We start from the raw sequence: 23,836 nt of genomic DNA on the forward strand, positions 1-23,836 counted from the left end.
GGGCCTGGCTCACTTCACGGGGTTGTGGGTCGAGCCGGCGCCGCGGCCCTGGAAGGCGGAGGTGGGGGCGGCGGTCGTGGTCGCCGTCGCAGTGGGGGCCGGGGCCGGGGACGTGGTCCGGGTGGGGGCCGCGGTGGTCCCGGAGGTGGCCACGGGGGTGGAGGAGCCGGCCGGCCTGCCGGTGGGGCCGGCGGCCGCCCGCGTCGCCGCGGAGCGGGAGTTCCGGGGCGCGGCGACGGAGTCCGTGGTCCCGGACGAGTGGTCCGTGCCGGGCGCGGCGTCGGGTGCGGTCGCCCCGGGCGCGGCCGGGTGCGGGGAGTGCGGCTGCGGGACGACCGGGGAGCTGATGCTGGGGCCGCCGAGCACGGTGCTGATCAGCAGGGCGACGTAGCCGCCGGCGGGGATCAGCAGCAGCCGGGTGGCGCGCAGGACGCGGCGCTGGCGTCGCCCCGAGGAGTCGACGAAGACGGGCCGCACCGCCTCCCCCGCCGCGTCCGGCTCCGGACCCGGTGGCGGTTCCGCTCGCCCCTGCGGTACGGCGGGGACGGGAGTGCCGTACTCCGGGGGCGGCACGGTGAGGGCGTCACCGTGGGGGGCGTCCCACGCCGTCGTGGCGGTGCCGGGGCCGGCCGGGTACGGGTGCGTGCCGGGGGCGTGGGGGTACGTTCCCGTCGTGAAGACGGCCTGCCCCGGGTGCGTCCCGTACGCGGGTTGCGGGGACCAGGGCAGGGTGGCCGTGTCGGTGGTGGCGGTGCCGCCGTGTCCGTGCCCGTACGTGTACCCGTGGCCGTATCCGTGGCCCTGGCCGTGGGCATACGGATACCCGGCACCGGCGTATGGGTCCTCGCCGTACGCCGCGCCGCTGTCGTTCGTCCACTGCACGAGTCGTGCCCCCTAGTCCTGGCCGACGACCGGCATGGTCGTCCGCATGGAAAGAGCGCACGCGGCCGAAAGTGTTACACCCGGGCGACCCTCATGCGCCCCGGACGGCCTTCACGTGGCGCGGGCGCTTCACGTGGTCCGGGCGGGCAGCCACTTCACCACCGCCTCGCCGCAGTCGGCCGTCCGCGTGTAGAACGCCGTCAGCTCCCGGTGCCCCGTGACGAACGCGCCCCACGTCTCGGGCTCCGCCCGCGCACCGCCGTAGCGCGGCAGCAGTTCGTCGCGGGCGAAGAACCACAGCGCGTCGAAGTCGGCGGTGGTCAGGAACCCGGCCACCCGGCGGGCCTGGGCCGCCGTCAGCACCAGGAGCCGCGGCTTGCGCGGATCGGCGCGGGGCACCGGCCGGCCGCCGAGGACCACCTGGGCCTGGGGCCGGTCGGCGGCGCGCTGCGGGCAGACGCCGGCGTAGATGCGCTCCTGGTCCAGATAGCGCCCGTCCAGCACCTCCTCGCGGTGCCGGCCGACCCGGTGCCGTACGGCCGCCGAGTCGTCCTCGAACAGCCGTTCAAGCCAGGTCGCACTGTTGCGCAGTGCCGGGGGCGGCACCGCTCGCAGACGGAGGTACGCGCTCATGCCAGGAGGAGCGCACCGGGGTGCCGGAGCGTCACGCCCGCGGAAGGACCGCCAGGTCCGGGGGCTCCTGGACCGTCGCACGTCCGTCGTCCGGCCGGGGTGGGCACCCCGGGCCCCGTCGCGGGCGAGCGCCGGCACCGGGTGACGGATCGGCCGGTGCCCTCGCTACTCCGTACGTGACGACACAGCAGGAGACGAGACCCCACGCCGCGGCCAAGCCCGTGCGCTGGGCGGCCGACGTGGTGGCGACGATGCGCGAGGGGGCCCGGCTGCGCCTCGACTACTCGGCACCGAGCCTGTGGCGCGTCGACCGGATCATCGCCGACCTCCGGCGGGAGGAGACGCCCTACGCCGCCGTGGAGAGCGTGCTGCGCTCCCTCGGGGCGTACGCGGGTGAGGTGATCGTCCGCCAGGCCGACGCCGAGTGGTCGGCGGTGGACGGCGGACACCGGATCCGCACGGCGGACGGGCGGCTGTGGGACCCCATCGACGAGGCCCGCCGCTGCTTCGCCGGACACGGTTCGCTGCGGCTGCTGTGCCGCGACGCGACGGCCGGCGCACCGGCGGCCGCTCCCGCCCCCGCGTCGGCGGGGGCGCCCTCACCGGCGCCCGCGGATCACCGGAACCGGTGAGGCCGGGAGATGTGCGGGCGGCCGGAACCCCATGCAGTGGGAGGGGTTCCGGCCGCCCGCGGCCCTCTCCGTGCCGCTCCCGGGGGGAGTCAAGAGCAGCACGGAGAGAGATCCGGAGGTGGATCACGGTGCCGGGATCCGGCCAGGTGGTCGCTCACGACCCGTCCCGGGCGGACTCGGCACTCATGCAGCGCACGGGCGGCGCGAAACGTCACCCGCCACACCCGCGACGACGTGAAGACACGTGGTGCGTTGTGACATTTCCGTGCGAGCGGACGCTGGTCATCATGGGGCCGTCGACGCGATCGGGCGCACGGCGGAGGCATGGACTCGCTGTGAATTCGGTGCGAACGAGGACAGTTTTGAGCCAGGTACGGCAACCCGGGCGCGTGGCGGCGAACGGGGAACTGGGCGCGGCGGTGGCGCGGGCCCAGGACGGCGACGAGACCGCTTTCGCCGTGGCCTACCGGATCGTCCAGCCGGGACTGCTCGGCTATCTGCACGGCATCGTCGGAGACGACGCGGAGGACGTGGCGTCCGACGCCTGGCTGGAGATAGCCCGGGACCTCGGCCGCTTCAAGGGCGACGGGGCCGGTTTCCGCGGCTGGACGGCGACCATCGCCCGGCACCGGGCCCTGGACCACCTGCGCCGCCAGCGCGCGCGGCCCCGGGCGGGGGGCACCGAACAGGACGTCCTGGACCTGCCCAGCCCGCACAGCACCCACGACCTGGCCCTGGAGTCCCTCTCCACCGAGCGGGCCCTGGAACTGGTCCGCGGGCTGCCCCGGGACCAGGCCGAGGCCGTGCTCCTGCGGGTCGTCGTCGGCCTGGACGGTCCCGCCGCCGCACGCGTGCTCGGCAAGCGCCCGGGGGCGGTGCGCACGGCCGCCCACCGGGGTCTGAAACGCCTCGCCCGCCAGCTGGGTCTGGGCGGCGAGGAGGGCGAGGGTGTGACGGATGAGGCTTCCCGCACGCTTGGGGAGTCGAAATGAATCGAACGTGCCGTACAGGAACGGAAGCGGACATGGGTGAACGGCTGAGCGGCGGAGTCAGAGGCCGTCGACATGCGCGCCCTCACGGCGAGGTGTCCGGCCAAGGGGACGACGTGCGGGAGACCGCCGCGCTGGAAGCGGCGCTCGCCGCCGCCCTGCGCGGAGCCGATCCCGCCCCCGCGGCCGAGCAGCGGGCCGTGACCGCCTACCGGTCCGCCCGCGGCACGGGCGCGCACGGGGCGCGCACCCGGCGCCGGGACGACTGGCGGCACCCCGCGGAGCGGCGGTCCGGGCGCCCGATGAAGACGACGTTCGGCGTGGTGTTCGCCAGTCTGGCGCTGGGCGGTGTCGCGGTCGCGGCCATCGGTTCCGCCGGCCCGTCCGGGGACGGAGCCGATGCCGGCCCGGGAGCCGCGCACCCGTCGGCGGCCGCCTCGGACCGGCCGGGCGGCGCCGTCTCGTCGTCCTCCGGCGACCGCGGACCGACGGGCCGCCCGGCCTCCGCCCAGGACACCGAGGCGCACTGCCGCGCCTACGAGAAGGTCGAGGACCACGGCAAGGCGCTCGACGCCACGGCCTGGCGGCAGCTCGTCGAGGCGGCCGGCGGCAAGGACCGGGTCTCCGCGTACTGCTTGGAGCAGCTCGCCCACGCGACAGCCGCGCCGACCGGGCCGGACGGCACCGGCAGACCGGCCGCAGGGGCGACGGCGGCCGGCAGGGCCACGGCGGGGAACCCGGGCGGCTCCGGCGGGGACGCCTCCGGCAACGGCACGTCCGGCGGCGCCTCCGGCGGCTCGGGCGGCACCGCCGGCGGCAGCGGGAGCGGCGGCGACCGGAGCGGCGGCAGCGGGAGCGGCAGCGGCGGGAGCGGCGGCGGCGGGAGCCACAGGTAGACGGCGGCTCCAAGCCCGGGGCGGCCGGCGCCCGCGCCGGGACTCACGTGGCCGTGGACCTCCCGGAGACTCTCGCGGGCACGCCGTCCGCCGTTCTCGGGGGCCTTTCCCCCCGGGCGCCGGGCCCCGCGGGCTCGCCGTCGAGGCGCGTCCGCCGTGCCGCCTCCGGCGCCCCGGCCCGCTCCGCGATCAGACCGGCGACCAGGTCCCGCACGAGGCCGAAGAGTTCACGGCCGAGCGAGCGTCCCGCGGCGGCGAGGAGATCGGGGTAGAAGCCGGGAAAGGTGTTCTCGTCCACGATGACGGGCCGCCCCTCGCTCCGGATCAGGTCGAAGCCGACCAGCGGCAGGTCCAGGGCCCGCTGGGCGAGCCGCGCGAGCCGGGCGTGTTCCGGCGGGACGTCGCAGGCGTCGACGTCGCCGCCGACGCCCTCCGGGTCGTACACCTTCCAGGCGCCGGTGGGCATGCGGGTGAAGCGGTGAGCGCGCTTGCGGTAGCCGTACATCAGCGTGCCGTTGACGAGAGTGGTGCCGACCCAGTCCGCGGGACCGCGGTTGGGGCAGAAGCGCTCCAGCAGGAACGTGCTCTCCGCACCGGCCCCGACGGTGCCGTCGAGGTAGTCCGCCAGGTCCCGCAGGGTGGCGGCGTCCTCGATCAGCAGGACTCCTCTGCCGTACGCGCCGAACCGGGGTTTCAGCAGGGCGCGGCCCCACGCGGCGAGGACCGGGGCGCCCGCTTCCGTGTTGCGGTGGTCGAGGAGGATCGTGTCGGGGACCGGGAGGCCGGCCCGGGACAGCCGTAGGTGCGCCCGGTACTTGTCCAGGCCCGTGGCGAAGCGCTCCGGGTCGGGGACGACGGGGACGTCCAGGCTCAGGGTGCGCAGCGCCTCCAGGGTGTAGCCGCGGGGGTCGCGGGCCGTCCCGGCGTGCCAGACGTAGAGGTCGAGGTCGTTGAGGCAGACCTCGCCGCAGTGCACCCTGCCGTCGCGGACGCAGGAGCGGCGGATGTCCAGGCCGTGCACGAACTCGACGTCCGGGAGGGTCGCCAGCAGGTCCATCAGCAGCGCGTGTTCGTCGGCCGGGATCCTTCCGGTCCGCGCGCGAGCGGCCGGCGCCGGCGCTCCGCCGCGCGGGGCGGGCGGCAGAAAGGTGCCCACTGTCAGCATGACCATCTCCGCCGTCCGGGACCGGTCGAGGGCGATCTCCCCCCAGAGCAGCACATCGCGCCGACAGGCGCATCCCGGCGGCCCCGCGGGCGCTGCCCGCGTGCCCGTCCGCCCCGGCGCGCCACCACCCGCCCCCGCGCGCCCGCCCACCGCGGTGCCCCGCTCCCCGGCACCCGCCCGTCCGGACGCCGACAAGTGGCCGGGCCCGGCGGGCGTGCCTACGTTCGTCCCATGGCCACCAACGACGCGACCGGGTCGCGGACCGCGGAAGCGGATGAGGACGTCGCGCACCTGCTGGTGCGCTGTCTGCGCGCCGAGGGCGTCGAGTACGTCTTCGGGATCCCCGGTGAGGAGAACATCCGCTTCGTCGACGCGCTGAACGGCTCCGGGATCCGGTACGTCCTCGTGCGTCACGAACAGGCCGCCTCCTTCATGGCGGAGATCTACGGCCGGCTGACCGGACGGGCCGGCGTGTGCTCGGCCACGCTGGGGCCCGGAGCGATCAACCTGCTCCTCGGCACCGCGGACGCCACCACCAACAGCACGCCGATGGTCGCCCTGGCCGCCCAGGGCTCCCTGCGCCGCACGCACAAGGAGTCGCACCAGGTCATCGACCTGGTGTCGATGTTCGCTCCGGTCACCCGGTGGGCGGCGCGCGTCGAGTGCCCGGACGCGGTGCCGGAGATGACGCGCAAGGCGTTCAAGACCGCCGAGAGCGAACGCCCCGGCGCCGTGTTCCTGGCGGTGCCGGAGGACATCGAGGCCGAGCACCCCGCCGAGCCGCTGGCGCCCCTCCAGATCGACACGGTCCACGCCGACGCGCCGTCCCTCACCCAGATCGCGCGGGCCGCCGAGGTGCTCACCGCCGCACGGCACCCCGTCGTGCTGGCCGGCCACGGCGCCACCCGGGCCGGAGCGGGCGACGCCCTCGTACGGTTCGCCGAGCGGCTCGGCATCCCGGTCGCGACCACCTTCCACGCCAAGGGCGTCTTCCCCGACGACCACCCCAGCGCCCTCGGCGCGGTCGGCTTCATGCGCCACGACTACGGCAACTTCGGCTTCGACGCGGCCGACGTGCTGGTCTGCGTGGGCTACGAGATCCAGGAGTTCGACCCGGCGAAGATCAACCCGGACGGCGACAAGAGGATCGTCCACGTGCACCGCTTCCCCGCCGAGGTGGACACCCACTACCCGGTCGCGGTGGGCGTCGAGGGCGACCCCTCACTGGCGCTGGACGCGCTCGCGGCGGCACTGCCCGACGGGCTCTCCTACGACTCGGGGAGCAGCGGGAAGATCCGCACGCTCCTCGACGACGAACTGCGCTACGGGCGCGACAACGACGCCTTCCCCCTGGTGCCGCAGCGCGTGGTGGCCGACGTCCGCACCGCGCTCGACCGCCACGACATCGTGCTCGCCGACACCGGCGCCGGGAAGATGTGGATGGCCCGCCTCTACCCCACCTACGAGCCGAACACCTGCCTGGTCTCCAACGGCCTGTCCACCATGGGCTTCGCGCTGCCGGGCGCCATCGCCGCCAAGCTGGCCCGGCCGGACCGGCGCGTGCTGGCGATGATGGGCGACGGCTCGTTCCTGATGAACTCCCAGGAACTGGAGACCGCCGTACGCGAGGGCGTCCCGCTGGTCGTCCTCGTCCTGGTCGACCAGGAGTACGGCCTGATCACCTGGAAGATGGAACTCGAACTCGGCCGCCACAGCCACACCCGTTTCGCCAACCCGGACCTGGTCGCCTACGCCGAGAGCTTCGGCGCCCGCGGCTACGCGATCGAGAGCGCCGACCAGCTGCTGCCCGTGCTGCGCGGCGCCCTCGCCGACGACGCGGTCTCCGTGATCGCCTGCCCCGTCGACTACGCCGAGAACCTGCGCCTGACCGACCGGCTGGGCAGCCTCAGCGGCCCGTTCTGACCCGGCCCCGCCGGTCCCCCGGGGGCCGCGCCGCGGGCCGCACGGGCGGCGGCGGCACGGTCCGGGCGCGTGGGGGCGCCGGGCGCGGGTGGACCATCGGGAGGCCAAGAGGGACGCTGTTGTCATGCGGTGGCTCCGTGGTTCTCCCGGATCCGCGGCGGGCGGTCACGGCCGGGTCCTTCTCAGAGTCGAGCAGTGCGTACCCTTCGCGGTCGTACTCGTGGGCCTCGGCATCGAACTGTCACCGGCGCACTTCGTCTACACCGGGCCGCTGCTCACCGCGATGCCGCCGCTCGCCGCGCTGACCATGGGACCGGTGGGCACCCTGTCGGCGGCCACCGGCGCCCTGGCGGTCACCAGCACGTCCGCCACGCTGCACCACTCGTGGGCCGGCGAGCAGGTGTACAGCAACATGCTGGGCCTGTTCGTGGTGTCCGTCGCGTCCGTCACCATCAGCAACCTCATGCGGACGCGCAGGAAGAACGAGCTCGACCAGATCCGCCGTATCGCGGAAGCCGCGCAGGCGGTCCTGCTGCGGCCCGTGTGCCCCCGGCTGGGCCCGCTGCGGGCCGCCAGCATCTACCTCGCGGCCGAGACCGGGGCGCAGATCGGCGGCGACCTGTACGAGGCGGTGCAGACCCGGTACGGGGTCCGGATGATCGTGGGCGACGTCCGGGGCAAGGGGCTGCCCGCGGTGCAGGCGGCCGCGGCGGTGCTGGGCGCGTTCCGGGAGACCGCCCACTACGAGCGCGACCTGGTCGAGGTCATCGACCACTGCGCGGCCGCCCTGCGCCGGGAGTGCGCCACCTCCGGCCACGACGAGGAGTACCGGACCGAGTGCTTCGTCACCACGGTCGTCGCCCAGGTGTCGAGCACGTCCGAGGTCGAGCTGGTCAACCGCGGGCATCCGCCTCCCCTGCTGCTGCACGAGGGCAGGGCCCGGCCGCTCGACCCCCGGGTGCCGATGCCGCCGCTGGGTCTGGAGGACCTGCTGACCTGCCCGCCCGCCGCCACCGAGCGCCATCCGTTCGCGCCGGGCGACCGGCTGCTCCTGCACACCGACGGCGTGGTGGAGGCGCGCGACGGCTCCGACACCTTCTTCCCGCTGCCCGAGGCCATGGAGACGGTGCGCGCCCGCGGTCCCGAGGAGTTCCTGGAGCAGCTGCACCAGCGGTTGCTCCGGCACACCGGGGACTCGCTCGCGGACGACGTCGCCATGATCCTCGTCGACCGGCTCCCGGAGGACGCCGGGACATGCCCCCACCCCGCGACGGGCGGGGCGGCGTCACGACGCGCGGGCGGCGGCGAAGAACGGTAGAAGTGAGGTACGCGAGGAGGTACGGGGTCGACGCGGCGAGGTCGGAACGGGCGATGATCGACATGCACGGTGGCACCCCACCCGGAAGCGGTTCCGGACCGCTCCCGGACCCGGCGGGCGCGGCCACGGCCGTCGTCGACGACCAGGGGCTCGTGACCGGGTGGAGCGCCGGTGCCGAGCGCCTGCTCGGCTATCCGCACCAGGAGGTCGTGGGGCGTCCCGTGGTCCGTCTGTTCGGCTCGGACGCGGACGTCGAGCGGGGCTTCCGCGCGGTGCTCGGGGAGCACGCCGCCGACGGGGTGCGGCGCGGGACGACCGTGCTGCGGCACCGGGACGGCCGCCGGGTGGAGGTACGGCTGCGGGTGTACCCCTCCTTCGACGGCGTGGGCAACGCACAGCAGCTGGTCGTGGTCTCGGCACCGTCCCCGGAGCCGGAGCGGCCGGAGCCGGAGGAGACCGGGGCGGAGCGGCCGGAGCCGGAGGACGTCGAGGGATTCACCGCGGACGAGGCGTTCACGCAGTGCCATCTGCCCGTGATGGTCTTCGACTCCGGGCTGCGGGCCCTGCGGGCGAGCGCCGGGGCCGTGCGCGAGCTGGGGATGAGCGAGGAGCGGATGAGCGGGCTGCGGGTCACCGACATCCTGCCGCCCCACGTCTGCCGGACGACCGAGAACGGTATGCGCCGGGTGCTGAAGACCGGCGAACCGGAGCAGTTCCAGATACGGGGTCGAGCCCGGCCGGACGCGTCCGAGCGGGCCTGGTCCATCACCGTGTCGCCGATCAGGAGCCCGTCCGGCCGGGTGCGGCACGTGCAGCTCTCCGCGCTCGACGTGACCGAGCAGTTCCGGGCCCGGGAACGGCTCGCGCTGCTGAACGACGTCAGCGCCCAGGTGGGCAGCACGCTGGACGTGATGCGCACGGCGCAGGAGATGGCCGACGTGGCGGTGGGCCGGCTCGCCGACTTCGTCACCATCGACCTGCTGGACTCCCTGTTCCGGGGAGTCGAGCCGCGGTCCCCCTCCCCGGGCACCGTCGCCCTGCGCCGGGTCGCACAGCAGTCCGTGCTGCCCGGTGTGCCCGAGGCGGTGATCCAGCCGGGAGACGTGGACCACTACCCCGAGGCCGCTCCCCCCGTCCGGTGCCTGGTCACCGGCCGGCCCTCGCTGCACAGCACGATCGACAAGTCCGTCCAGGCCTGGCAGGAGGCGGACCCGGCGCGGTCCGGGGTGGTCCGGACGTTCGGGATCCACTCGGTCATGGTCATTCCGCTGCGCGCCCGCGGCATCACCCTCGGCGTGGCGGTGCTCGTCCGCCACCGGCGCCAGGACCCGTTCGAGGAGGACGACCTGCTGCTGGCCGAGGAGATCGGCGCGCGCGCCGCCGTGGCCGTGGACAACGCCCGCCGCTACACCCTCGAACGCGACACCGCCCTGGCCCTGCAGCGCAGCCTGCTCCCGCGCCGCCTCGCGGCCCAGGAGGCGGTGGAGGTGGCCTACCGCTACCTCCCGGCCCGCACCCGGGCGGGGCTGGGCGGGGACTGGTTCGACGTGATCCCGCTGTCGGGTGCCCGGGTCGCCCTGGTCGTGGGCGACGTGGTGGGCCACGGCCTGCGGGCCTCGGCCACCATGGGCCGCCTGCGGACCGCGGTCCGCACCCTGGCCGACGTCGACCTCCCGCCCGACGAACTCCTCACCCACCTCGACGATCTGATCACCCATCTGGCCGCGGAGGAGGACGCCTCCGCGGAACCGGAGCCGGAGCAGGGGCCCGTGCCCGCCCGCGGGGCCGACCTCGACCTCTCCACGGCGCTCATCGCCACCTGCCTGTACGTGGTCTACGACCCGGTCTCGCGGCGCTGCACCGCCGCCACCGCGGGCCATCCGCCGCCCGCCGTCGTCACCGGCGACGACGCGGCGGACTTCGTCGACGTACCGCCCGGCCCTCCGCTCGGCGTGGGCGGCCTGCCCTTCGAGACCAGCGAGTGGGAGCTGCCCCGGGGCAGCCTCCTCGTCCTCTACACGGACGGCCTCGTGGAAGGGGCCAAGCACGATCTGGGCCACGGCCTGGCGCTGCTGCGCCAGTGCCTGGAGCAGCGGGCCGCCCGATCGCTGGAGACCACCTGCGACGACCTGATCGAGACGCTGCTCCCGGCCCAGCCCCGCGACGACGTGGCCCTGCTGGTCGCCCGCACCCGGGCGCTCGACACCGGCCACGTCGCCAGCTGGGACCTGCCGTCCGACCCGGCGGCGGTCGCCGACGCCCGTGGCGCGGTCCTCGCCCGGCTGACGGAGTGGCGGCTGGAGGAGGTGTCCTTCACCGCCGAACTGGTGGTCAGCGAACTCGTCACGAACGCGATCCGCTACGGGCAGCCGCCCATCCGGCTGCGGCTGATCCACACGGCCACCGCGCTGATCTGCGAGGTGTCCGACTGCAGCAGCAGCGCCCCGCACCTGCGGCGGGCCCGCACCTTCGACGAGGGCGGGCGCGGCCTGCTCCTCGTCGCCCAGTTCGCCGAGAGGTGGGGGACGCGCCCCCACACCGAGGGAAAGACGATCTGGGCGGAGATCGACCTGCCCGGCGGGTGAGTCCTCCGCCGTTCGGCGCGACGGGACGCGCAGCGGTCGCGTCAGGACGCGGAGAGCAAGGCCCTCCGGCTCGCTGCGGCGGCGCCCCCCGAGGTGGCGGAGAAGGCGCCGGCCCGCCCGCCCCCGCGCACCGCTGTCCGCACGCCCACCCGCCGCACGCGGCTTCCCGACGGGCCGGCGCCGGACCCGGCGCCGCACGGGATGTTATCGCGGAGCAGCTCGGGGAAGATCATGGAACAGGGGGGCCGCCCGGGCGCGGCCGGGCAACGCGCTGGGCGGGATCGCGGTCCATACGGGTGTGGCACGGTGGGTGGGGGAATTGCTCCGAGGGACACGGCGGCGCTTCGGCGCCGGGTTGGAGCGGCCGCGTGACCTTCTGGCGCGGGCCGCACTGTTCGCCGGCCGGACCCTGCGCGACGAGTGGCACGGCATCGTCGTCGATCCGGTGCGGCAGCTCGTGCGCCGGGGGCTGTCCGGACTGGTGCTGGCGTTCGTGGCCGCCTTCGGCGTGATCTTCTTCCACGCGCTGGCGCAGCGGCCGGCCGGTGAGGTGGCGGTGCGGCTGCTCGGCGGGGTCACGGCCGACCTGCCGCTGTGGCTGGCGCTGCTGCGCACCCCGGTCTCGCTGTACGTGCCGGCCCTGGACCTGCCGGTCTGGGCGGGCATCACCCAGCTGTTCCTGGCGTTCGCGCTGGCCGAACTCGTCCTGGGCCGGGCCAGGACGCTGGTGGTGTCGTACGCGACCACGCTGGCCGGGACGCTGACCGTGCGGGTGATGCTGGCGATCGGGCCGGGCTGGTGGGGGCTGGGGCTGCCGCCCGAGATCGGGCAGGTCCTCGACACCGGTCCGTCCGCCGCCGTGGTGGGGCTGTTCACCTACATCGCGGTGGTCCGGCGCGCCCCGGTCGTGTTCGTCCTGACCGGCGGGTCGATGGTGTGGGAGTCGATCGCCGTGCCCAACCTGGCCGGCCGCGAGCATCTGATCGCCGTGTCCGCCGCGATCGTGCTGGGCCTGCTCCACGGGCACCGCCCGAGGCGGCCGCTCCCCTGGGACCTCCCGAGCCGGCTGTTCGGCCGGGCGGCGTCCGTACCGGCGACGCCCATGCCGGTGCCGGTGCCCGCACCCGTGTCCGTGTCCGTGCGGCCCGTGGCGGCCCGGGGCGGCGACCAGGCCCGCGCACTGACGCGGCCCGCCCGGGAGTCTTGAGCCGTCCGGCACCTGCACCGGCACTCGATGCCTGGCATCCGGGGCCCGGCACCGAAGGCCCGGCAGTCGAAGCTCGGCGCTCACCCCTGTCGGCCCCAACTCCCCCTGCCTATGCTGAAGTCCGGGCCCCGGTGCACCGACCGGCACCGGTGCCGCGCGGCGACCGCACCGGATCGCCGCCGTACCGGGGGAGGGACGACCGATGGACTGGTTCTGGTGGGTGCTCATCCTGTTCTGGACAGGTGGCTTCGCCTGGCTCGCGGACACCGCGCGGACCGCCCTGCGCAACCGGCACGAGCGCAGGATGGAGCGGCTGGAGGCGGCGAAGTCGGAACGCCTGGCCGTGGAGGCGGCGCACCGGCCGCCGGAGCCGGTGTGCGGCTGCACCCATCACCTGGCCAAGCACGACAAGGGGGGCCGGTGCCACGAGCGGGTGGAGGTGCCCACCGCCTGGGACGAGAACAGGAAGCCGCTGCGCTTCGAGGCCGGTGAGTGCAACTGCCGGCAGTACGTCGGCCCCCAGCCGCTGTCGCAGGTGTACGCCGAGGAGCTGACCGACCGCGCCTGACCGACCGCGCGTGCCCGAACCCGCCCCGCGGACCGCAGCCGAGAGACCGCGCCCGGCGGACCGCACCCGACGTACCGCGCCGGACGGGGCGGGCGGTGTTCCCCCGGCAGGTCACACCTGCGCGAGGTTTGCGAAGAATCCGCGCAACAGCGTCACAGGGGCTGCACCGGGTCTTTCGAAAGGCTCGTTAGCGTGACTGCCGCTCGGTTCCACGTGCGAGCGTGTTCAGGCCACGGCCCCGGCGGGCCGACGGCGTGTCGACTCAGGAAGACCGCGGATGGACTACTGCTCCTCGTGTCGCCGGTATCTCAACGGCGCCCTGGTGTGCCCCGGGTGCGGCGCCTACGCCCCGGACATAGCTCCCCCCATCGCCTCGGCCCGCGCCCCGCTGGCGTCGGCCGGCGCGGCGGCGGGCCCGGCCGCCGGGTGGGAGGTCACGGCCTCGGGCGAGTGGCACGGCGGCCGCCGTCCGGACGGGCCGCCGGCTCCGGCCGACGTGCACCACGCACCCGGCATGAACGGCATGGACGCCGGGCACGACATGGACGCCCCGCACGGCGTGGACGAGGCTCCGCACGGCGAGACCGGCGTCGCGGGCGTGGCGCCCGCGCGGATGGGGCGGGCGGCCCGGCGCCGCCGGCTGGCCCGCTGGAAGAAGACGCAGCGGCGGGCCCTGGTCGCGACCGCCGTCGCCATGGTGGGCGGCGGCCTGACCCTCGCCTCGATGGACCAGCACACCGGCGACCGGGCACAGGCGGCCTCGGCACCGGACTCCGCGAACGCGGGCTCCGTGGGCGACCTCCCGCCGCAGCACGTCCTCCCGGACTCGCCGAGCCCCGACGCCCGTCAGTCGTCCCCCGCCTCCGCAGCGCCGCGGACGGACGGGCGCACGCACGGGCAGTCCGCTCCCGCGCCGCAGGGCTCCACGGCACCGGACGTCCGTCCGGACTCCGCCGCGCCCCGCACGGCGGCGCCCACGACGGGACGCACGACGGCGGGCGGCCCGGCCGGTACGACGTCGGCGGCCCAGGGGACGGGGAGCCTGTCCTCGTCCACCGGCGGCACGGCCTCCGGCGGATCCGGCACGGCGGCCCAGCCGTCCACCGCGCCCGCCGGCTCCGACGGCACCGGCTCGGCCTCGGGATCCGGGACCGCGACGGGATCGGGATCGCAGTCCGGTTCGGGTTCGACCTCCACGTCCGGGTCCGGGTCGACGCAGACGAGCCCCACGGCCGACCCGACGTCGCCGTCCCAGCTCTGCCTGCTCGTGGTCTGCCTGGGCTGACCGCGCCGCCCCGGACCCGACCGGAGCCGGGGCAGCCCGGCGGGGGCGGCCCCCGCTCAGCCGGCCGGTTTGTCGCCGAAGCTCGCGAAGTACGCCGCGGCCATGTCCTCGTCGGCGTGGCCCTGGGCGGCGGCGCGGGCGAAGCGTTCCGCGCTCGCGGCGGCCACGTCGAGGCGGACCCCGTGGCGTTCGCCGGCCTCGACGATGAGGCGGGCGTCCTTCTCGGCGGTCGCCACCGCGAAGCTCGCCGGGGACAGCCGGTCCTCCAGGACGAGGGCCGCCTTGGCGCGCAGGTACCCCATGTCGAGCGGTCCGTCGGCGATGAGGCCGAAGAAGTCCTGCGGGTCCACGCCGAGCGCCCCGGCCAGGGCGAGGACCTCACCGGTCGCGGCGGTGGCCGCGACCACCCAGCTGTTGGCCACCAGCTTCAGCCGGGTGGCACCGGCCGCCGCGCCGTCCTCGCCCGTCCACACCGTGCGGGCGCCGACCGCGTCGAAGACCGGGGCGACCGCGTCCCGGTGCTCGACGGGCCCCGCGGCCAGGACGGTCAGCTGCCCGGCCTCCGCGGGCTGGCGGGTGCCGAGCACCGGTGCGTCGTAGAAGACGAGTGCGTGGTCGCGGGCGAGGCCGGCCAGTTCCTCGACGGAGTCCAGGCCGACGGTGGTCGACTGGACCCACAGGGCGCCGGAGCGCAGCGCGGGGGCGGCCTCGCGCATGACCTCCAGCACCGTGCCGCCGTCGTAGAGCATGGTGAGGACGACGTCGGCGTCCCGCACCGCCTCGGCGGGCGTGTCCGCGATCCGCGCGCCGTCGGCGGCGAGCGGCTCGGCCTTGGCGCGGGTGCGGTTCCAGACCCGGACGGTGTGCCCGGCCTTCAGCAGGTTCCGGGCCATCGCGGAACCCATGATCCCGGTGCCCAGGACGCTCACGGTGAGGGTGTCGGTCATGTCGTCGGCTTCCTGATCCGTGCGGTGGGTGGTGGGGCGGCCGGGCGCATCCGGCCGGCGCGCCCGGTCAGGTCCGAGCCTTCCCGGAGTCGGCCGGGCCACGCCCCCTCGGGAGCGCGCCCGGCCGTGCGCGCCCCGGCCGGCGCGACCCCGTGGCTCAGCCGAGCTTCTTGAGCAGTTCCTGGGCGAGGGGCGCGGAGGAGGCCGGGTTCTGGCCGGTGACGACGTTGCGGTCGGTCTCGACGTGCGGCGCCCACGCCTCCCCCGTCTCCACCTTCAGGCCCGCCTCGGTGAGCCGGTCCTGCAGCAGCCACTTGGCCCGCTCGGCGTTGCCCGCCATCCGCTCCTCGGCGTTGGTGAAGGCGGTGATGCGGTATCCGGCGTAGGCGTTGCTGCCGTCCTCCCGCACCGCCGCCAGCAGGGCGGCCGGGCCGTGGCACACCACGCCGACCGGCAGGCCGCTCTGCACCGCGCTCGTGAGGAGGCGGCCGGAGTCGGCGTCGACCGCCAGGTCCTCCATCGGGCCGTGGCCGCCGGGGACGTACAGGGCGTCGTAGTCGTCCAGGCGGACGCCGGACAGCGCGACGGGGGCAGCGAACTCGGGGGCGGTGTCGATCACCTGCCGCAGCCGGGCGGCCTCCTCGGCGCCACCGGCGGCCTCGGGGCTCAGGCTGGCCGGGTCGACCGGCGGGACCGCGCCGCCCGGGGTGGCCACGGTGACCTGGTGGCCCGCGGACTTGAAGGCCTCGAGGGGGACGACCGCCTCCTCGGCCCAGAAGCCGGTGCGGTGCTTGCTGCCGTCGGCCAGGGTCCACTGGTCGGCGGCGGTCATCAGGAACAGGATCTTCGCCATGGTCGTAGCTCTCCTCGGACGGTCACGGGGGCGAGGATCCCGACGGTAGGATCGCCCGCCGCCGGCGAGCCAATAGAAGATCCGATTCCTGCCATCGGATCTTCGATGTGTGCGTGCGTGGCCGCGGGGAACGGCCGCGCGGGGCGGCCCGACACGGCGGTCGCGGGCGGCCTCCCTGTGCGACAGCCGCGGACGGCGGCCGCCGGGACATCCGGGCGCCGCCCCTCTACGACCATCCGGCCGTGGGTCCGGCGCCACCACGGGGGCGGGCCCGGTCGGGTGACGCCCGCGTGCGGGGGCCCGTCCCCGGCCCTTCACTGGAACTGACGACCACCCCTCCCGTCGGCTCCCGGCGCGGGGGCACCGCACGAGCAGTGGGAGGCGACATGGCCGGTCACCCGGCACGCTGGACGACGGGCGCGGCGCTGGCGGCGGCCGTGGCCATGGGGCTGACCGGCTGCTCCGACAACACCGGCAGCCCGTCGGAGTCCGTGAGCAAGGCGGCCTCCGCCGCCTCGTCGCTCGCCTCGCAGGCCAACGACGCGCTGGCCTCGGCGACCGCGGAGGCGGGCCACCGGCTCGACGAGGCCAAGGGCGGTGTCGACGCGAGGAGTTCGGTCAAGCTCGGCGCGCCGACGACGGACTCCGCCGGACGCACCACGGTCCCCATGACGGTCACCAACTCCGCGGACTCCACCAAGTCCTTCGCCGTGCAGGTCAACTACAAGGACTCCGGCGGCAACCTGCTCGACACGGTCGTGGTGACCCTCCACGACGTACCGTCCGGCAAGTCGGCGAACGGCACCGCCCGCAGCACCCACAAGCTGTCCGGCCAGGTGAAGGCGGAGGTGGGCACCGCCCTGCGGTACTGACCCCGCCGCCGCGGTCGTCGGGCCGCGCCGGCCCGAAGATCGGGCCGTTCCGAAGTGCGGCCCGCCCCGACGGTCACGCCATCCAGAAGGTCATGCCATCCAGAAGAAGACCGCCGTCATCCGCTTCTCCTCCAGCGTCCGCCCGGTGTAACCGGTCGCGCTGTGCACCAGGTTGGCGTGGTAGAGCAGCAGCCGGTTGGCCCGGTGCGGCACGCGGACGTCCTCGGTGAAGGCGCCGGGTGCGACGAACCGGGTGCCGAGGGCCTCGACGAGGTTGGTGTGCGGGGCCCGGACGACATTGCCGCCGAGCCGCCCGCCGGGCAGGGACTGCCGGTAGAAGGCGGTCCCGCAGTCCTTGGGGACGGCGGGATTGAGGTAGAGCACGGCCGCGTACCGGCACAGGGCACGGGAGTCGGTGTGCGGCCGGGGCTCGCTCTCGCCCTCGCCGACGACCTGGACGCAGTTGTGGTTGAGGGTGCCGCCGCCGGGCGCCCGCTGCACCCACAGCTCCCGCGCGCCGGTGGCCTTCTTGACCAGCCGTTCGACGCGGGCCAGCTCGGGGGGCTCCAGGCCGGGCATCGTCCGCATCCCGGGCCAGCTCTCCGCGGTGTACGGGTGGCCCTTGACCCAATCGTCCCTGGTCAGGCACCGCTGCCGTACGGCCTCCGCGTCGGGCAGGACGTCGTCCAGCACCCAGTAGTCACGGCCCTCGGTGGGCTTGCGATAGGGCAGGACGGGCAGCGCGGCGGGCACGCCGGGGGGCTGTGGGGGCATGGCGCCGAATCTAGGCCGGGCCCTCCTCAGGGCTCTCCCCGGAAGCGGTCAACATTCCCTCAACCTTGGCTCCGTGTAAGGTCATCGGCGGCTTGGCGGGGGTCTGCGCGGGGCCCGTCACCTCGACGTGGGCCGGGCGGAGCAGCTGGTCGCCGAGGCGGTAGCCGGGGCGGAGGACCGCCGTGCAGACGAGGGGGCCGGCGCCGGGGGAGACGTGGTGCGCCAGGGCGTCGTGGCACGCCGGGTCGAAGGGGTCGCCGACCGCGCCGAACGTCCGTACGCCGAGGCCGCCGAGCCCTTCCCGGAGCGTGCCGGCGATGTCCCGCAGACCCGGGGTGGACGGCTCGTGCGCGTTCGCCCGGTCCACGGCGTCCAGCACCGGCAGCAGGGTGCGCAGCACGTTGGCCGCCGCGATCTCGCGCACGGCCAGCCGGTCCCGCCGCACCCGCTTGCGGTAGTTGTCGTACTCCGCCTTCACCCGCTGCAGGTCCGCGGTGCGCTCCTCCAGAAGGCGCCGCAGCGCGGCCGCCTCCGCCGGCTCCGCGGACGTGTCCGGCCTTCCGTCGCCCGTCGGCATCCGGTCACCTCCCGCAACCCCGCGGCCCGCGCTCCCGGGCCCGATCGGCCCCTGTGCCGAGTAAAACCCGAGCGCTCCCGGGTCACATCCGGGCGGTGGCACGCCCGGACCACAGGCGTACATGCTTTGCCCATTCTTTACCCGAACCAGAGGCGCCACGCGCTCCCGCGTCCGTACTCCTGGGTGTCCGAACCGCCCGCCGGCGGATCCACGACCGGGCAGGAGGCACGGTGCGCTTTTCGCGGAACGCGACGGGAACTCTCTTCGTGGGCGGAGCTCTCAGCCTGACCCTCGTCGCGCTCGCCTATCCGTCCATGCTCGGGGTCACCAAGGTCTCCACCGACCCCTCGCGCGTCATCGCCCAGACGCAGTGGGGGCCGCTGACCGAAGGGGATCGCGACTTCGTGGTCAAGGTGCGCGCGGCCGGGCTGTGGGAGTACCCCGTCGGGCAGATGGGGCTGAAGAAGGGGCAGAGCAACGCGGTCATCACCGCGAGCAAGCACCTGATCGACGGGCACGCGGCCCTGGACGCCAGCTGCCGCAAGATCGCTCCCATGCTCAACATCGCGATCCCCAACGTGGCCAGCCCCCAGCAGCAGGGCTTCGTCAACAAGCTGGCCGCGGACCAGGGCAAGCAGTTCGACACGGACTTCGCCAACATCCTGCGCGTCACGCACGGCTCGATCTTCAACACGATCGCGAAGATCCGCTCGACGACGAAGAACACCCTGGTGCGGACCCTGGCCGACCAGGCCAACGACACGGTGCTGGACCACATCACGGTCATGGAGCAGACCGGCCTGGTCGACTTCGACCAGGTCCTCTTCCAGCAGACCACCCCGCCGCAGCTGCCCGACACGGACCTGACCCCGCCGCCCCCGCCCGCGGGCCAGCCCGAGGTCGTCCTCACCCCACCGGTGAACAGCACCACCAGGCCGCCGGTCCTGCCGGGCGAGAACCCCGGCCAGAACGGCGCCCCGAGCCCGACGGTGGGATGAGAACCAGCTCCCTTCCCCGGATCAGCCCACGGAGAGGCCCGGACCGAGCCAGACGGTCGTGTCCGGGCCCAGCCGGCCGTCGTCGAGCGGGCCGCTGCTCAGCAGCACCTCGCCCGCCGGCAGCGCGACCGGCCGGTCCGACAGGTTGGTGACACAGCGCCAGCCCTCGGACCGGGCGAACCGCAGCACCCCGGCCGGGGCGTCCTCCGCCCAGGTCAGCGACTCGCCCTCCAGCAGCTTGCGGCGCAGCCGCAGGGCCGTGCGGTACAGCTCCAGGGTCGAGCCCTCCGCCCCGTCCTGCGCCTCGACGGCGTACGCGGCGAAGCCGTCCGGCTGCGGCAGCCAGGCGGCGCCCGCGCCGAAGCCGAACGACGGTCCGCCGGTCGTCCACGGCAGCGGCACCCGGCAGCCGTCGCGGCCCTTGCGGACACGCCCGGTCTGCTCCCAGATCGGGTCCTGGAGCACCTCCGTGGGCAGGTCGGCCACCTCGGGCAGGCCGAGTTCCTCGCCCTGGTAGACGTAGGCCGAACCGGGCAGGGCGAGCATCAGCAGCGTCGCCGCGCGGGCCCGGCGCAGCCCCGCCGCCGCGTCGACCGCCGGGGCGCGGCCGCCGGACAGCAGCCAGGCGTTGCCGTCGGTGCCGGGCGGAAGCATCAGACGGGAGGTGTGCCGGACGACGTCGTGGTTGGACAGCACCCAGGTGGCCAACGCCCCCGCGGCGCGCGCGGTGCGCAGCGACTCGGTGATGACCCGGCGCAGCTCGTCGGCGTCCCATCCGCTCTGCAGGTACTCGAAGTTGAAGGCCTGGCCGAGTTCGTCCGGGCGGGCGTACAGCGCACGCCGGTCGCCCGGCACCCAGGCCTCGGCGACCGCCGTGCGCGGCGGGGTGTAGGCGTCGAAGATCTTCCGCCAGTCCCGGTAGACCTCGTGCACCTCGTCCCGGTCGTAGTAGGGGTGGCTGCCGGGCGGTACCCGCAGCAGCGCGTCCTCGCCGGTGGCGCCGATGTCCCCGAGGTCCCGCAGCGGCTCGTCGAGGTCCTTGACCAGGGCGTGCGCGACGTCCACGCGGAAGCCGTCGACCCCGCGGTCGGACCAGAACCGCAGCGTGGTGCGGAAGTCGGCGCGGACCTCCTCGTTCTGCCAGTTCAGGTCGGGCTGCTCGGGTGCGAAGAGGTGCAGGTACCACTGCCCGTCGGGCACCCGCCGCCACGCGCTGCCGCCGAAGACGGACTGCCAGTCGGTGGGCGGGAGTTCTCCGTGCTCACCCCGGCCGTCGCGGAAGACGTACCGGTCCCGGGCCGGGGATCCGGGGCCGGACCGCAGCGCCTCCTCGAACCAGCGGTGCTGCCGCGAGGTGTGGTTGGGCACGATGTCGGCGATCACCTTCAGGCCCAGCCGGTGCGCCTCGGCGACCATGGCGTCGAAGTCGGCGAGGGTGCCCAGGCGCGGGTCGACGTCCCGGTGGTCGGCGACGTCGTAGCCGCCGTCGGCCAGTTCGGAGGGGTAGAAGGGGCTGAGCCACAGGGCGTCGACGCCGAGCGCGGCGAGGTGGTTCAGCCGCTGGGTGATGCCCCGGATGTCGCCGAGTCCGTCGCCGTCGGCGTCGGCGAAGCTGCGGGGGTAGACCTGGTAGACGACGGCCTGCCGCCACCAGTCGGGGTCGCGGGACGAGAGGTCGGGCGGGGAGCCGTGCGTGGTGGTGCGGTCGGTCACGCTTTCTCCTCTTCGGCTGCGTACGAGCGTCACGTAGGACTCTGTCCACCTCGCCGGAAAAGTGAAACCCGTACGGACCACGGGGAGTTGGCTCGCCGGGCGGCACGCGCCCGCGCCGGACCGGCGCACGCCGGATCGACGGAAGCGGGTCGGCGCACGCCGGATCACCGCACCTCACACAAGGGCGCGCCGGGGCGGCCCGCGCCGGATCAGCGGGGGCCGGGGCGGCCCGTGTCGGCCACGCAGTGCTGCAGCAACTGCCGCACCTGCGGGTCGACGATCCGGTAGCGCACCACGCGCCCCTCCTTGTCGCCCTCGACGGCCCCCGCCGCGCGCAGCAGCCGCAGGGCCTGTGAGACGGCCGGATCGTTCATGCCCGTGGCGATCGCGAGGTCGGAGACGGCGAGCGGGCCGGTGCGGTGCAGCGCCAGCAGCAGGGCGAGCCGCTTGGGGTCGGCGAGCAGGGAGAAGCGGTCGGCCCAGGCACGGACGTGGCCGGCATCGCCGATCGCGGCGATGGCGTCGCACACCCGGTGGCCGTCGATCGTGCGGCGGTCTGCGCGGTCCGCGGGGACGAGATGCATGGCGTCATCCTCGCAGGCGCCCCGTGTGATCTTCCATACCTGCCCAGGTGCGCAGCTATGCAGGGAACCGCTCACGGCCCTACGGTGGGCGGGCCGTGGTGTTCGGGAAGCCGGTGACGGCCCTTCAGGGGCCCATGCCGGAGCGGCCCTCGCCACTGTGATCGGGGAGTTCCCGTTCCGTCCGGCTCACGCCGGGCCACTGGTCGCACGACCGGGAAGGCAGGGACGGCGGACGCACGACCCGTAAGCCAGGAGACCGGCCACGGCAGCTCACGAAGTGATCCACGAGGTGCTGGAGCGTGATACCGGATGACCCTGCCCGACCCTGCCCCGACGCCGTCCTTCCGCTGGCGCCGGGAGGACACCCTCAAGACCGCCGGCCTGATGGCCGTCATCGCCGTGCTGCATGTCGTGGCCTTCGGCGTGCTGTTCCTCCTCGTCGTGCCCGGGCACTACGAGGTCGGCTCCCAGGCCTTCGGCATCGGCCTCGGCGTCACCGCCTACACCCTCGGCATGCGGCACGCCTTCGACGCCGACCACATCGCCGCCATCGACAACACCACCCGCAAGCTGATGGCCGACGGCAAGCGGCCGGTGTCGGTCGGCTTCTGGTTCGCGCTGGGCCACTCCAGTGTGGTCGTCGTGCTCGCCGTGCTGATCGCGGGCGGCACCCAGCTCGCCGGAAAGGTCATGGACCAGGGCTCGCGCACCCACCAGGTCCTCGGCTTCATGGGGACGACCGTCTCGGGCACGTTCCTCTACCTGATCGCGGCCCTCAACCTGGTCGCCCTGATCGGCATCCTCAAGGTCTTCCGGGCGATGCGGGCGGGCACCTACGACGAGCGGGAGCTCGAAGAGCACCTGGACTCCCGCGGGTTCATGAACCGCGTCCTCGGCCGGCTGACCAGGTCCGTCAGCCGTCCCGGCCAGATGTTCCCGCTGGGCTTCCTGTTCGGCCTCGGCTTCGACACGGCCACCGAGGTCACGCTGATGGTGATGGCGGGCTCGGGGGCGGCGGCCGGGCTGCCCTGGTACGCGATCCTGTGCCTGCCCCTGCTGTTCGCCGCGGGCATGAGCCTGTTCGACACCCTCGACGGCACGTTCATGAACTTCGCCTACCAGTGGGCGTTCTCCAACCCCGTCCGCAAGGTGTTCTACAACCTCACCATCACCGGCCTGTCGATCGCCGTCGCCTTCTTCATCGGCACCATCGAGCTGGTCGGCGTGCTGCACGACAAGCTCGACCTGCGCGACGACGTGACCGGCTGGATCGCCGGGCTGGACCTGGACAACGTCGGCTACGTCATCGTGGGCCTGTTCGTCGTGGTGTGGGCGGCGGCGCTGTCGTACTGGAAGGTGGCCAAGGTCGAGCAGCGATGGGCGGCCGACCTCAACTAGCCCCCGCCCGGGCCTCGTTCTCGACGGTCGTGAGATACAGCTTCACGTAGCGCTCGACGTCGACGTCCAGGGCCACGTCCACCAGCGGCTGTTCGCGCATCTCGCCGTGCAGCTCCGCCTCGCCCGGCCGCGGGCGGCGGTCGACGACCGTCTGCCCGCGGGCCGGGCCCGGCGCGAGGTTCACCTCCACCGGCAGGCGTTGGGTGGCCAGTCCCGCCGGGTCGGCGACCGAGCAGACCGCACCCGCGTCGCCGAGGCCGCCGCAGACGTCGCCGAGGGCGTCGGAGGGGGCCTGGTAGGTCGCCGGGTCGCGGTGGGACAGCAGCCGCCCGGCCAGCCGGGCGCCGGGCTCCGCGCTCTCCCGCAGCCGCCGTACGTCCGCCGCCGGGACGACCACCCGCTCGAACACGTCGAGGCCGTACATGGTCATCGGCACCTCGGCGGTCAGCAGGATCGCCGCCGCCTCGGGATCGTGCCAGACGTTGAACTCGGCGACCGCCGTGGCGTTCCCGGCGGCCACCGCGCCGCCCATGAACACGATCCGCTCGATGTTGCCCGTCACCTCCGGATGGGTGCGCAGCAGCAGGGCGATGTTCGTCAGCGGGGCCGTCGGGACCAGGGTGACCGGACGGTCGGACACCAGGATCTCGCGCCGGAGCAGCGCCACCGCGTCCACGTCGACGGGACGGCGGCGCGGCGCGGGCAGGCCGAGGTCGCCCATGCCGTCCCGGCCGTGCACGTGGTGCGCGCCGCGGGCCGGCTCGATCAGCGGGCGCCGGGCGCCGCGCGCGACGGGCACGTCGCCGGCGCCCGCCTGCTCCAGGACGGTCAGGGTGTTGCGCACCACCTGGTCCACGTCCGTGTTCCCGGCGACACAGGTGACCGCACGCAGGTCGAGACCCGGATGGCGTACGGCGAACAGCAGGGCCAGGGCGTCGTCGACGCCGGTGTCGCAGTCGATCACCACGGGGACGGGCTGACCGGTCACGGCGGGCTCCTTCCGTCGCACCGACCCTATGCGCCACTCGGCGACAGCA

21 protein-coding genes, 1 pseudogene and 1 riboswitch are annotated in these 23,836 nt (G+C 74.7%); of the genes and pseudogenes, 12 read left to right on the forward strand and 10 right to left on the reverse strand.

What is annotated here, in order from left to right; translation table 11 throughout:
- Nucleotides 1-9 precede the first annotated feature (9 nt).
- Nucleotides 10-882 (reverse strand): hypothetical protein, encoded by an 873-nt coding sequence (locus tag ACIPM1_RS11810; RefSeq protein ID WP_402432391.1) that lies wholly within the window; start codon nt 880-882, stop codon nt 10-12.
- 129 nt (nt 883-1,011) lie between these two features.
- Nucleotides 1,012-1,515, reverse strand: coding sequence for a DUF1877 domain-containing protein (locus ACIPM1_RS11815; RefSeq protein ID WP_402432394.1), 504 nt, complete (start codon nt 1,513-1,515; stop codon nt 1,012-1,014).
- A 176-nt stretch (nt 1,516-1,691) separates the two neighbouring features.
- Here ACIPM1_RS11815 and ACIPM1_RS11820 point away from each other — a divergent pair.
- From ACIPM1_RS11820 to ACIPM1_RS11830, 3 genes and pseudogenes are all read left to right on the forward strand, one after another.
- Nucleotides 1,692-2,069 (forward strand): annotated as a pseudogene (locus tag ACIPM1_RS11820) (hypothetical protein); the annotation flags it as partial.
- Nucleotides 2,070-2,434: 365 nt separating this feature from the next.
- A complete protein-coding gene (locus ACIPM1_RS11825) occupies nt 2,435-3,139 on the forward strand; it encodes an RNA polymerase sigma factor (RefSeq protein WP_356184890.1) in 705 nt (234 codons plus the stop codon).
- A gap of 113 nt (nt 3,140-3,252) precedes the next feature.
- Nucleotides 3,253-4,032, forward strand: coding sequence for a hypothetical protein (locus ACIPM1_RS11830; RefSeq protein WP_402432397.1), 780 nt, complete (start codon nt 3,253-3,255; stop codon nt 4,030-4,032).
- A gap of 43 nt (nt 4,033-4,075) precedes the next feature.
- Here the strand turns inward: ACIPM1_RS11830 and ACIPM1_RS11835 are convergent, their stop codons facing one another.
- Nucleotides 4,076-5,197, reverse strand: a complete 1,122-nt coding sequence (locus ACIPM1_RS11835; protein ID WP_402432400.1) for a RimK family alpha-L-glutamate ligase — start codon at nt 5,195-5,197, stop codon at nt 4,076-4,078.
- A gap of 231 nt (nt 5,198-5,428) precedes the next feature.
- Here ACIPM1_RS11835 and ACIPM1_RS11840 point away from each other — a divergent pair, with 231 nt between their 5' ends.
- From ACIPM1_RS11840 to ACIPM1_RS11865, 6 genes are all read left to right on the forward strand, one after another.
- Complete coding sequence (locus ACIPM1_RS11840; protein WP_402432403.1) at nt 5,429-7,120, forward strand: acetolactate synthase large subunit; 1,692 nt, start codon at nt 5,429-5,431, stop codon at nt 7,118-7,120.
- A gap of 124 nt (nt 7,121-7,244) precedes the next feature.
- Nucleotides 7,245-8,438 (forward strand): PP2C family protein-serine/threonine phosphatase, encoded by a 1,194-nt coding sequence (locus ACIPM1_RS11845; protein ID WP_402432406.1) that lies wholly within the window; start codon nt 7,245-7,247, stop codon nt 8,436-8,438.
- 53 nt (nt 8,439-8,491) lie between these two features.
- Entirely contained in the window at nt 8,492-11,023 is a 2,532-nt protein-coding gene (locus ACIPM1_RS11850; protein ID WP_402432409.1) for a SpoIIE family protein phosphatase, read from the forward strand.
- A 355-nt stretch (nt 11,024-11,378) separates the two neighbouring features.
- A complete protein-coding gene (locus ACIPM1_RS11855) occupies nt 11,379-12,230 on the forward strand; it encodes a hypothetical protein (RefSeq protein ID WP_402432412.1) in 852 nt (283 codons plus the stop codon).
- Nucleotides 12,231-12,432: 202 nt separating this feature from the next.
- Nucleotides 12,433-12,798 carry a hypothetical protein gene (locus tag ACIPM1_RS11860; RefSeq protein ID WP_402432415.1) on the forward strand — a complete coding sequence of 122 codons (366 nt, stop codon included), beginning with the start codon at nt 12,433-12,435 and terminating at the stop codon, nt 12,796-12,798.
- Nucleotides 12,799-13,075: 277 nt separating this feature from the next.
- A complete protein-coding gene (locus ACIPM1_RS11865) occupies nt 13,076-14,083 on the forward strand; it encodes a hypothetical protein (RefSeq protein ID WP_402432418.1) in 1,008 nt (335 codons plus the stop codon).
- Nucleotides 14,084-14,139: 56 nt separating this feature from the next.
- Here ACIPM1_RS11865 and ACIPM1_RS11870 read toward each other — a convergent pair whose 3' ends face one another.
- Together ACIPM1_RS11870 and ACIPM1_RS11875 are read right to left on the reverse strand one after the other, a co-directional pair.
- Complete coding sequence (locus tag ACIPM1_RS11870; RefSeq protein WP_402432421.1) at nt 14,140-15,030, reverse strand: NAD(P)-dependent oxidoreductase; 891 nt, start codon at nt 15,028-15,030, stop codon at nt 14,140-14,142.
- A gap of 157 nt (nt 15,031-15,187) precedes the next feature.
- Nucleotides 15,188-15,883 (reverse strand): type 1 glutamine amidotransferase domain-containing protein, encoded by a 696-nt coding sequence (locus ACIPM1_RS11875; RefSeq protein ID WP_356184920.1) that lies wholly within the window; start codon nt 15,881-15,883, stop codon nt 15,188-15,190.
- Nucleotides 15,884-16,269: 386 nt separating this feature from the next.
- On the opposite strand from ACIPM1_RS11875, the gene ACIPM1_RS11880 reads away from it, so the two are divergent.
- Nucleotides 16,270-16,755, forward strand: a complete 486-nt coding sequence (locus tag ACIPM1_RS11880; protein ID WP_402432425.1) for a hypothetical protein — start codon at nt 16,270-16,272, stop codon at nt 16,753-16,755.
- A 90-nt stretch (nt 16,756-16,845) separates the two neighbouring features.
- On the opposite strand, the gene ACIPM1_RS11885 is transcribed toward ACIPM1_RS11880, so the two are convergent.
- Nucleotides 16,846-17,529: a DUF6445 family protein gene (locus ACIPM1_RS11885; protein WP_402432428.1), complete on the reverse strand. Its 684-nt coding sequence runs from the start codon at nt 17,527-17,529 to the stop codon at nt 16,846-16,848.
- Between the two features lie 10 nt (nt 17,530-17,539).
- Nucleotides 17,540-18,106, reverse strand: coding sequence for a nucleotide exchange factor GrpE (gene grpE / locus ACIPM1_RS11890; RefSeq protein WP_402432431.1), 567 nt, complete (start codon nt 18,104-18,106; stop codon nt 17,540-17,542).
- A gap of 266 nt (nt 18,107-18,372) precedes the next feature.
- On the opposite strand from grpE, the gene ACIPM1_RS11895 reads away from it, so the two are divergent.
- A complete protein-coding gene (locus tag ACIPM1_RS11895; RefSeq protein ID WP_356184932.1) occupies nt 18,373-19,104 on the forward strand; it encodes a DUF4142 domain-containing protein in 732 nt (243 codons plus the stop codon).
- A gap of 21 nt (nt 19,105-19,125) precedes the next feature.
- Here ACIPM1_RS11895 and ACIPM1_RS11900 read toward each other — a convergent pair whose 3' ends face one another.
- Nucleotides 19,126-20,817 (reverse strand): glycoside hydrolase family 13 protein, encoded by a 1,692-nt coding sequence (locus ACIPM1_RS11900; protein ID WP_402432434.1) that lies wholly within the window; start codon nt 20,815-20,817, stop codon nt 19,126-19,128.
- A gap of 209 nt (nt 20,818-21,026) precedes the next feature.
- Entirely contained in the window at nt 21,027-21,401 is a 375-nt protein-coding gene (locus ACIPM1_RS11905; protein ID WP_356184938.1) for a metalloregulator ArsR/SmtB family transcription factor, read from the reverse strand.
- Between the two features lie 79 nt (nt 21,402-21,480).
- Nucleotides 21,481-21,681, forward strand: a riboswitch (cobalamin riboswitch).
- A gap of 29 nt (nt 21,682-21,710) precedes the next feature.
- On the opposite strand from ACIPM1_RS11905, the gene ACIPM1_RS11910 reads away from it, so the two are divergent.
- Entirely contained in the window at nt 21,711-22,799 is a 1,089-nt protein-coding gene (locus ACIPM1_RS11910) for a HoxN/HupN/NixA family nickel/cobalt transporter (RefSeq protein WP_402432438.1), read from the forward strand.
- Here the strand turns inward: ACIPM1_RS11910 and ACIPM1_RS11915 are convergent.
- Nucleotides 22,792-23,787 carry a nucleoside hydrolase gene (locus tag ACIPM1_RS11915; RefSeq protein WP_402432441.1) on the reverse strand — a complete coding sequence of 332 codons (996 nt, stop codon included), beginning with the start codon at nt 23,785-23,787 and terminating at the stop codon, nt 22,792-22,794. The two genes, ACIPM1_RS11910 and ACIPM1_RS11915, sit on opposite strands and share 8 nt — an antisense overlap.
- Between the last annotated feature and the right edge of the window lie 49 nt (nt 23,788-23,836).

This window comes from Streptomyces sp. NPDC086766, from assembly GCF_044746005.1.
Classification (GTDB): Bacteria; Actinomycetota; Actinomycetes; order Streptomycetales; family Streptomycetaceae; genus Streptomyces.

Excerpts from the sequence above, each read along its gene's own strand:
- ACIPM1_RS11905 (WP_356184938.1), bottom strand. The coding sequence starts at position 21,401 with ATGCATCTCGTCCCCGCGGACCGCGCAGACCGCCGCACGATCGACGGC.
- ACIPM1_RS11870 (WP_402432421.1), bottom strand. The coding sequence starts at position 15,030 with ATGACCGACACCCTCACCGTGAGCGTCCTGGGCACCGGGATCATGGGT.
- ACIPM1_RS11825 (WP_356184890.1), top strand. The coding sequence starts at position 2,435 with ATGGGGCCGTCGACGCGATCGGGCGCACGGCGGAGGCATGGACTCGCT.
- ACIPM1_RS11860 (WP_402432415.1), top strand. The coding sequence starts at position 12,433 with ATGGACTGGTTCTGGTGGGTGCTCATCCTGTTCTGGACAGGTGGCTTC.
- ACIPM1_RS11845 (WP_402432406.1), top strand. The coding sequence starts at position 7,245 with ATGCGGTGGCTCCGTGGTTCTCCCGGATCCGCGGCGGGCGGTCACGGC.
- ACIPM1_RS11815 (WP_402432394.1), bottom strand. The coding sequence starts at position 1,515 with ATGAGCGCGTACCTCCGTCTGCGAGCGGTGCCGCCCCCGGCACTGCGC.
- ACIPM1_RS11875 (WP_356184920.1), bottom strand. The coding sequence starts at position 15,883 with ATGGCGAAGATCCTGTTCCTGATGACCGCCGCCGACCAGTGGACCCTG.
- grpE (WP_402432431.1), bottom strand. The coding sequence starts at position 18,106 with ATGCCGACGGGCGACGGAAGGCCGGACACGTCCGCGGAGCCGGCGGAG.
- ACIPM1_RS11865 (WP_402432418.1), top strand. The coding sequence starts at position 13,076 with ATGGACTACTGCTCCTCGTGTCGCCGGTATCTCAACGGCGCCCTGGTG.
- ACIPM1_RS11835 (WP_402432400.1), bottom strand. The coding sequence starts at position 5,197 with ATGCTGACAGTGGGCACCTTTCTGCCGCCCGCCCCGCGCGGCGGAGCG.
- ACIPM1_RS11880 (WP_402432425.1), top strand. The coding sequence starts at position 16,270 with ATGGCCGGTCACCCGGCACGCTGGACGACGGGCGCGGCGCTGGCGGCG.
- ACIPM1_RS11840 (WP_402432403.1), top strand. The coding sequence starts at position 5,429 with ATGGCCACCAACGACGCGACCGGGTCGCGGACCGCGGAAGCGGATGAG.
- ACIPM1_RS11885 (WP_402432428.1), bottom strand. The coding sequence starts at position 17,529 with ATGCCCCCACAGCCCCCCGGCGTGCCCGCCGCGCTGCCCGTCCTGCCC.
- ACIPM1_RS11850 (WP_402432409.1), top strand. The coding sequence starts at position 8,492 with ATGATCGACATGCACGGTGGCACCCCACCCGGAAGCGGTTCCGGACCG.
- ACIPM1_RS11910 (WP_402432438.1), top strand. The coding sequence starts at position 21,711 with ATGACCCTGCCCGACCCTGCCCCGACGCCGTCCTTCCGCTGGCGCCGG.